This is a genomic window from Aedoeadaptatus coxii, from assembly GCF_001553115.1.
Classification (GTDB): Bacteria; Bacillota; Clostridia; order Tissierellales; family Peptoniphilaceae; genus Aedoeadaptatus; species Aedoeadaptatus coxii.
The window spans coordinates 35,387-42,941 of the sequence record NZ_KQ960178.1 but is presented as its reverse complement, the minus strand read 5'-3'; the positions used below and the strand labels follow the sequence as shown (position 1 = coordinate 42,941).

The 7,555-nt window shown below is 32.9% G+C and carries 6 protein-coding genes; all 6 read right to left on the bottom strand.

Annotated elements, in window-relative coordinates; all coding sequences use genetic code 11:
* Positions 1-467 precede the first annotated feature (467 nt).
* The 6 genes from HMPREF1863_RS05310 to HMPREF1863_RS05285 all read right to left on the bottom strand — a co-directional run bounded on the left by HMPREF1863_RS05310 (position 468) and on the right by HMPREF1863_RS05285 (position 7,394).
* The gene (locus HMPREF1863_RS05310; protein ID WP_068368183.1) at positions 468-1,052 is read right to left on the bottom strand and encodes an MptD family putative ECF transporter S component; all 585 of its coding nucleotides are present in this window, start codon (positions 1,050-1,052) and stop codon (positions 468-470) included.
* 10 nt (positions 1,053-1,062) lie between these two features.
* Entirely contained in the window at positions 1,063-1,767 is a 705-nt protein-coding gene (locus HMPREF1863_RS05305) for an energy-coupling factor transporter transmembrane component T (protein ID WP_068368180.1), read from the bottom strand.
* Entirely contained in the window at positions 1,757-3,274 is a 1,518-nt protein-coding gene (locus HMPREF1863_RS05300) for an ABC transporter ATP-binding protein (protein ID WP_068368176.1), read from the bottom strand. Before HMPREF1863_RS05300 ends, HMPREF1863_RS05305 begins: the two co-directional genes overlap by 11 nt.
* 2 nt (positions 3,275-3,276) lie before the next feature.
* Positions 3,277-4,986: an ABC transporter ATP-binding protein gene (locus HMPREF1863_RS05295; RefSeq protein WP_068368170.1), complete on the bottom strand. Its 1,710-nt coding sequence runs from the start codon at positions 4,984-4,986 to the stop codon at positions 3,277-3,279.
* The gene (locus tag HMPREF1863_RS05290; protein ID WP_068368168.1) at positions 4,979-6,718 is read right to left on the bottom strand and encodes an ABC transporter ATP-binding protein; all 1,740 of its coding nucleotides are present in this window, start codon (positions 6,716-6,718) and stop codon (positions 4,979-4,981) included. The genes HMPREF1863_RS05295 and HMPREF1863_RS05290 overlap by 8 nt, the downstream gene beginning before the upstream one ends.
* A 103-nt stretch (positions 6,719-6,821) precedes the next feature.
* The gene (locus HMPREF1863_RS05285; protein ID WP_068368165.1) at positions 6,822-7,394 is read right to left on the bottom strand and encodes a TetR/AcrR family transcriptional regulator; all 573 of its coding nucleotides are present in this window, start codon (positions 7,392-7,394) and stop codon (positions 6,822-6,824) included.
* Between the last annotated feature and the right edge of the window lie 161 nt (positions 7,395-7,555).

Sequence of the window (7,555 nt, the reverse complement as noted above, 5' to 3'; positions counted from 1 at the left end):
GCGAGAGTTCGTTTTATTTATTCTATTGTCGCCATTTTTTCCAGAAGCACCAATTCCACGCCGGGGATATCGTTAAATGTGGTGTCTACAATGCCTATCTCTCGGTAGCCCAGGGTCTTATACATCCTCCTGGCGCGAACATTTTTTGCATTGGTATCCAGTCGCAAATAGGGCTTCTCCTTTTCTGTTGTCTTTTACTTGGGAACATAATTTTTATCCTCGTCACCCTTGTAGGAACGCAATAAAGTATTCCGATTTTTATAGTCTTTTTGAGTTTTAACGATTAATTTGAACATAATAAAAGAGGACTTACGCTCTAAGGCATTAATCCTCTAAATTAAAACAAATTTGTTCTTTCCCTATATTTTAATTTTGATTTCTTTATGATGATTAACTTCATACATTAAATAATACATGGCAATTACCTCCATTATTTAATCCATTTTTCCCTCGCAGATAAATATTGATTAAATCACTCCGGCTTTTTCAAAATGTTTTTTAAGTATCCTTGTTGCAACAAAAGCTCCTATGCAAGCAAGAATAAAAGTTATCAACCCAAAGCCTACTGCCCACGAAACTTTGAAATAAGATAATGCTTCATTTATTTGTGCTTCGCTCATTTTCCATTTTGATGCTCTTTCCACAAAAGAAGCAGTTCCGAATAAGATCACAGGAATTACAGTTCCTAAAAAATCTGCTAATGCAAATGTCCCATATCCGATAATCATTCGTCCCTTGCTCTCATAATTTCCTATAATCAAATCACATATAATTCCACCGATTACAGCAAAGACTGCATGAGGCAAATGTCCTCCTGACAACGCAATTAAACCAAGAAGCGTTCCTGATATTGTAAATACGCCCTTCTTTTTAACTTTCACAGCCATAAGAATATAAACTGTGGCAGCTACCATAAAGCTAACTCCTGAAGCAATAAATCCTCCAACAACTGTTGTTGCCATAGCAAATGCAACTGCCATGTATATGACAATTCCAATTGCATTAAAAATTCCGATTGTAATAAAATCACGACCATTTAATTTGTTTTTCATAAAAGTCCTCCTAATAAATTCTCTGTATTACTATCATAAGAGCAATCATAAAAGCTCCTAATAGTCCAATAGTTAAGTCTACAAATCTAAACTGCAATTCTGTTAATGTTACCCTGTTCTCATCACTATCAAGTCCTCTAATGAGTGCTGAAGCTGACAATTCATCTGAAATTTTAATCATTCTCATTAAAAGCGGAACAAGTGTATATTCAATGCCTTTAATTGGGTGTAGCAATGGGAAAAATCTACTTGTTACAATTCCTCGAATCTTCATATTCTCTTTTAATGCCTTGAGTTCTATTTTTATAGTTGGTACAAACCTAAGCAAAACACTAAAAGGTATACCAATGCTTCTTGGTACTTTCATTCTATTTAATGCTTCAAGCATTTCACTTACACTTGTAGTCTTTGTTATATATCCACCAAACATAGCAATTAAGATCATTCTTGATGCAAAGTAAATAAACATATATATTGCAAATACGATGCTTGCTTCAGAAAACTTGCTAAGCCCTAACTCTATGCAGTATAAAAACACAAAAAACAAGATAAAGCGTAACGCCCTTTTCCACATACTGCTGTATACATACAGAAAAAAGGCAAAAACAATTAGAACAAAAAGTAGAATTGTATCGCTTATAAAAAAGCTCGTAAATCCAACAATTGGAAGTAGAGTAAGCTTTATTCTCGGATCAATGGTTTTTCTATCTGCCAAGCTTACTACCTCCTCTCATCTTGTCTAATATGAGAAATTTGTTACTTTCACTCATATTCAAAACAGTTTCTATTTTTCCATCTCCCATTACCCACAGCTCGCTTACTGTGTTTGCTAAAAACTCAAAATCATGACTTATTACCAAAACTGTTGTCCCATTTTTCAATTGTTCTTCAATCAATTTTGCCACCGAAAGCATTGAGTCTTTATCACAACCTGATGTTGGTTCATCATAGATAAAAACTTTTGCCTGTTTCATCATTCCACAAGCTATTGTCAGTCTTTGTTTTTCTCCTCTTGATAAAGCAAACGGATGTTTATCAACGTATTTATCTAAGCCAAGTACATTCAAAATAAACTTTGCCTTTTGTGTATTTTCTTTTTTATCTTTACTTGAAATACCAAGTAGCATTTCATCAAGTACACTTTCCGAAAACAACTGATAGTCTGAATCTTGAAAGACAAAATATGACATATCCATTAAATCTTTATGATTAAGCGACTTATCTTTTCCCGCCCATATTGTTCCCTCTTTTATCTTCTCAAGTCCAGAAATCACTCTTGCAAAGGTAGTTTTCCCGGTCCCATTTAAGCCGATAAGACCAATGGCTTTTCCACACTCCATATTGAAATCAAGATGATTTAAGATGTACTTGTTTTGTTTCTTTCCATCCTTAGCTACATTCGGATAGCAAAATCTCAAGCCTTTTCCGTTGATACTTTCATCACTTAATGGATATGAATCTTTCTTCTCACTTATCCTGTATTCTTCTAATTCAAGAGTTCTTAGTCCATTTTCATCCCAAAACTCCTCTTCAAGATGGATAACTTCTTCCCGACTCAAGTCTTTCGTAATTTCTCCGTCTTTCACCAAAAGAAAACGGTCAAATAAAGATTTTACATAGTACAAACGATGCTCAATTAGAACAACTGTTGTACCTTTTTTCTTTAATTTCTCCAAAATTAAAAACAGGTCAAATGTTGCTTTCATATCCAAATTTGATGAAGGTTCATCTAAAATTAAAACTTTTGGATTCATCGCATAAATGCTTGCAATAGCTATCTTTTGTTTCTGCCCGCTTGATAATTCAAAAACAGATTTTCCTTTAAGTTCCTCAATATCCAGCTCTGCATATACTTCTTCTACTCTCTGTTTGATCTCCTCTCTTGATTTACAAATCGTTTGAAGCCCAAAAGCTATTTCTTCATCTGTCGTTGTCGTGAAAAACTGACTTCTTGGATCTTGAAATACAGTCCCTGCAATATGCCCCATTTCATGAAGTAATAATTTGCTTATATCTTTTCCTGACACAAAGGCTTTTCCTTGCATTTTGCCTTTATAATAATGTGGAATAAGACCATTCATTACACTTCCAAGAGTGCTTTTACCACTTCCGCTTTTCCCTGAAATTAAAACAAATTCACCTTTTTTAATTTCAAGATTGATATTTTTTAAAGCAGTTCGCCCATCTTCCCATTCATAAGAAACATCTTTTAACAAAATCATGATTATACCTCGTACTGAGCTTTCCATAATTTTGTGTAGTAACCATCTTTCTCAAGAAGTTCCCCATGCTTTCCTTTTTCAAGTAAATTTCCTTTTTGAAATACGAGAATTTGGTCTGCTTTTTGAATGGTTTTTAAATGATGAGCCACTACAAGTACAGTTCTATTCTTTGCAAGTTCTGTAATAGCATCTTGTATCAAAGATTCATTTACAGGATCAACATTACTTGTCATTTCATCAAGAATTAAAATAGGTGCATCCTTTAGAAAAGCTCTTGCAATAGATATTCTTTGTCTTTGTCCACCTGATAAAATCCCACCATTTTCTCCAATATCAGTTTCATATCCTTTTGGTAAACTCATAATGAAATCATGTATTCTTGCTTTCTTTGCAGCTTCAATGATTTCTTCTTTTGTAGCTCCTTTTTTACCTACTCTGATATTTTCTTCAATCGTGTTATCAAACAGTTGAACATCCTGCATGACAATGCTGATACGATCTAAAAGCTCATCATAAGGAATATCCCTTATATCAGTTCCTCCAAGTGTAACTTTGCCTTGCTGCACATCATAAAATCTTAGAAGCAAGTTGGTAATCGTAGTCTTTCCACTTCCTGATTCCCCAACTAAGGCTGTCATTGTTTTTTCAGCAATAGAAAAGTTCAAGTTTTCCATTTTAAATTCATCTTTTTCATAAGAGAAATCTATGTTTTCAAATGCTATATCATTATCTTTCGGAACAATTCCATTCACTTTATCCGGGATTACATCTGCATATAAAATTCTTGAAAGTCTCTCATAACTATCTACCGCCGAAACATAGTACATATAGTGTTGTTCCATGGAAGCGAATGGCTTATAAAACTCTTTTGAAATTACTGCAAAGATAATAAAATGAAGTACATCAAGATTTCCCTTTACAACAAATATTGTTCCTGCAATTAAAAGAACCAAATATCCGATATCCAGTAAAAATCCAAATATAGATAATTGTTTTGCCTTAAATCTTGAAGCTGATTTACTTGTTTCTCCAAACTTCTTTGTTTTATTCATAAGCTCATTATCCAAGCTCTTATTGTTAGAAAAACTCTTTAATACAGGTATTCCTCTCACATATTCAACAAATAGGCTAACCATATCAAGAAGTGCTGAGTTATTCTGATTCTCTATTTTTTCAGATTGCTTAATTGTCAGATATAAAAAGATAAGTGCAATCGGAACAGATACAGCCATTAGAATAGCAAGTTTTAAATCAATACTTGCAAGACCAATAAATACGACTGCACCTATCAAAAAATCACCAAACATTCTTGACCACATATGTCCTACAACAAGGGACATATTATCAATATCTTTGTGTAAAATTGTATTTATTTCCCCAAGTCGTTCATTGGTATAAAATCCTAAGCTGAATTTTTTCAATTTAATAATCATGCGTTCTCTTATTTGCTGAACAATATCAAAACCTGCACTATGCTTTTTCATATCTGCAACCATATTACAAATACCTTTGAAGACTACAAGTAATCCAATCGCAATAAAATATTTATATAGGCTCGCTAAGCTCGTTCCATCAAAGATTTGGAACAGTATAGAAAATACGATAACAATCATGGCTATGGAACTGAGTCCAAAAAGGGCAAAGAATACACTTGATATAATCAAATCTCTCTTCCCGGTTTTTGTAAGTAGTTTTAACATTTCTCTAAACATTTTCTGTTACCACCTCTTTCAAATTCCATCTATCTACCTTGTTCTGTGCCTCAACCATATCCTTATAAAAATCACATCTTTTCATCAGCTCTTCATGGCTTCCTGCATCAAGAACAAGGCCTTTATCCATAACAATAATTTGGTCTGAATCTCTAATCGTATTTAGATGATGAGCAATTGTAATGATGGTTTTATCCATGCTTAAGTCGTCAATCGCTTCACCGATTAGTCTTTCATTTTCACTATCAACAGCTGCCATTGCTTCGTCTAATATCAAAATCGGTGCATTTTTAAGTATCATTCTCGCTATGGAGATTCTTTGTTTTTCTCCACCGGATAACTTAACTCCCATTTCACCTACTCGTGTTTCATATCCATTTGGCAACGCTGAAATAAAATCATGGCATCTTGCTTTTTTAACTGCTTCTATGACTTCTTCTTTTGTTGCATTTAGTTTTCCGATTGCTATATTTTCAAAAATACTTAAATCAAAAAGGATAACTTCTTGTTGCACACTACCAATCAGCATTGATATGTTTTCTTGACTATATTCTTTTATATCTTTTCCATTTATTAGTATTTGTCCTTCGTCTGCATCCCAAAATCCCATAAGCAAATTAGATACCGTACTTTTCCCGCAACCACTTGCTCCTACAAAGGCATTCAAACTATTTTTCTTAAAAGTTAAATTGATATTTTTAAGCTCAAAACCATCTTTTCCATATGCAAAATTCACATCTTTAAATTCTATATTTCCAAACTCTAAACCTTGTTCTGTATTCTTGGTTGGAAGCGGAACTGTTAAAACTTTTCCTATAGACTTTAATGCTTCCTTAAACACAATAGAAAAATGTTGCAATGTAGCAATCTTACTTATAGATGCAGTAAAAGCAGACGATAAAATTATTGAAAGAATAAAATTAGGTGTTGTAATATTCCCATGATAAAGAAAGATACTTCCCAAAATCATGACAATTACCACTCCAATTTCCATAAATATGTCAATGAGTCCCATTGGGATTGTAACCATCCCCATGCTCTTTTTAACCCAGTAAACATATTCTCTTGCCGTTTTTAATGTTCTTTCACTTATCTCCTCTTCTTTAGCAAAAGCCTTAATAACAGAAATATTTTTTACATATTCCATTAGCTCTTCTCTCATCTTCTTTTCGTGGTTAAAATAAATAGCAAAGTTTTTATCCATTGTTTTCTGTGAAAGAACTTTTACCAAATACATAAGTGGAACTCCGGCAATCATTCCAAGAGCAAGACGCCAATCCACAAAAATCATAGCTACAAAAATAATGGTAGGTAGAAGTGTAACTGACATTATTTCAGGAAGACCATGGGCAAGGTATACTTCCACTTGTTCCACATCATGCTGAACAATGTTGGTAAGCTCTCCTGTATTATGTTCTTTAAAAAATCCTAAACTTAGTTTTTTTAGATGATCAATAATATCTAACCTAAGTTCTGTTAATTTTTCGTATGCTTTCTCATGAGCAACCTTTGTTGCAAAATAGTAAAACATGCCTTTTAACACAAATGATATAAAGATTCCAAAGAATATATACTTTAAATTGCCTTCGTTAATATTGTTTGTGATTAAAGAACTAATCAAATATACAAGTAAGATTTGTGGTATCAAATCAAATACTATTTTTAAAGCGAGAAGTGAATTGGATAAACCATTTTTCCCTATCACTTTTTTCCTTAATTCTTTTTCCGGCATGAACAACGCTCCTTTCAAAATTGAATAATATTGAATTTTAATTCAGTATTAAGGTTTAAAGTAAGACTTTGCTGATTACGCAAAGTCTATTTTTTAGTGCTCATTATAGGGATTCCACTCCCTTGTAATAACACCTTGCAATAAGTTTTAGCATATCTTTTGCCCACTTTTCACTTTGATAGTGTCTCGCTATTTCAAGAAGCCCCTCCGTAAAGTTACTGGCTAAAATATGGGCAAGCATTGGATCATACTCTTCTTTCGATTGTCTCTTTAAACTAACTTCAATATGAGCCTCCATTTGCGATATGAGTTTTTGTTTTGCTTCTATATGCTTTGTACCTGAGCTTTTATCCATTAAAATAATTAACTTCTTACGCTCTTTTAAAAGCTCGTGAATATATTTTTCTCCAACCTCATCAAACCTTTCAGAAGCAGAACCTTTTTCCAAGGATTCTTCCTCATCAAAAGCTGACTCGAAGTTTATATAAACAGAACTTACTACTGCATCAAACAAAACTTCCTTATTTTTGAAATAGGTATAAATTAGTGCCACAGGAATATCTGCTTCTTTTGCAATTTCTATTAATTTAGCACCTCTATAATCATTTTTATAAAATACTTTTTCTGCTGCATCAAGTATCCTATTTCTAACTTCTTCTTTCAATACTTGTGCCATATCACACCTCTTTCGAATAAAATACCGAATCTTAATTTAATAATAAATTTAAGTTCATTATTTGTCAAGAGTGGCCTGAATTTATATTCTGAGTATGGTATAAGTGATTTATTACAAATAAAAAACTTGACGCTTATAACTTTAATAGCAAGCACAGTAAG

What these genes read in the sequence shown, in the direction of transcription:
- HMPREF1863_RS05310 (WP_068368183.1), bottom strand. Translation starts at nt 1,052, where the DNA reads ATGAAAAACAAATTAAATGGTCGTGATTTTATTACAATCGGAATTTTT.
- HMPREF1863_RS05300 (WP_068368176.1), bottom strand. Translation starts at nt 3,274, where the DNA reads ATGATTTTGTTAAAAGATGTTTCTTATGAATGGGAAGATGGGCGAACT.
- HMPREF1863_RS05295 (WP_068368170.1), bottom strand. Translation starts at nt 4,986, where the DNA reads ATGTTTAGAGAAATGTTAAAACTACTTACAAAAACCGGGAAGAGAGAT.
- HMPREF1863_RS05290 (WP_068368168.1), bottom strand. Translation starts at nt 6,718, where the DNA reads ATGCCGGAAAAAGAATTAAGGAAAAAAGTGATAGGGAAAAATGGTTTA.
- HMPREF1863_RS05285 (WP_068368165.1), bottom strand. Translation starts at nt 7,394, where the DNA reads ATGGCACAAGTATTGAAAGAAGAAGTTAGAAATAGGATACTTGATGCA.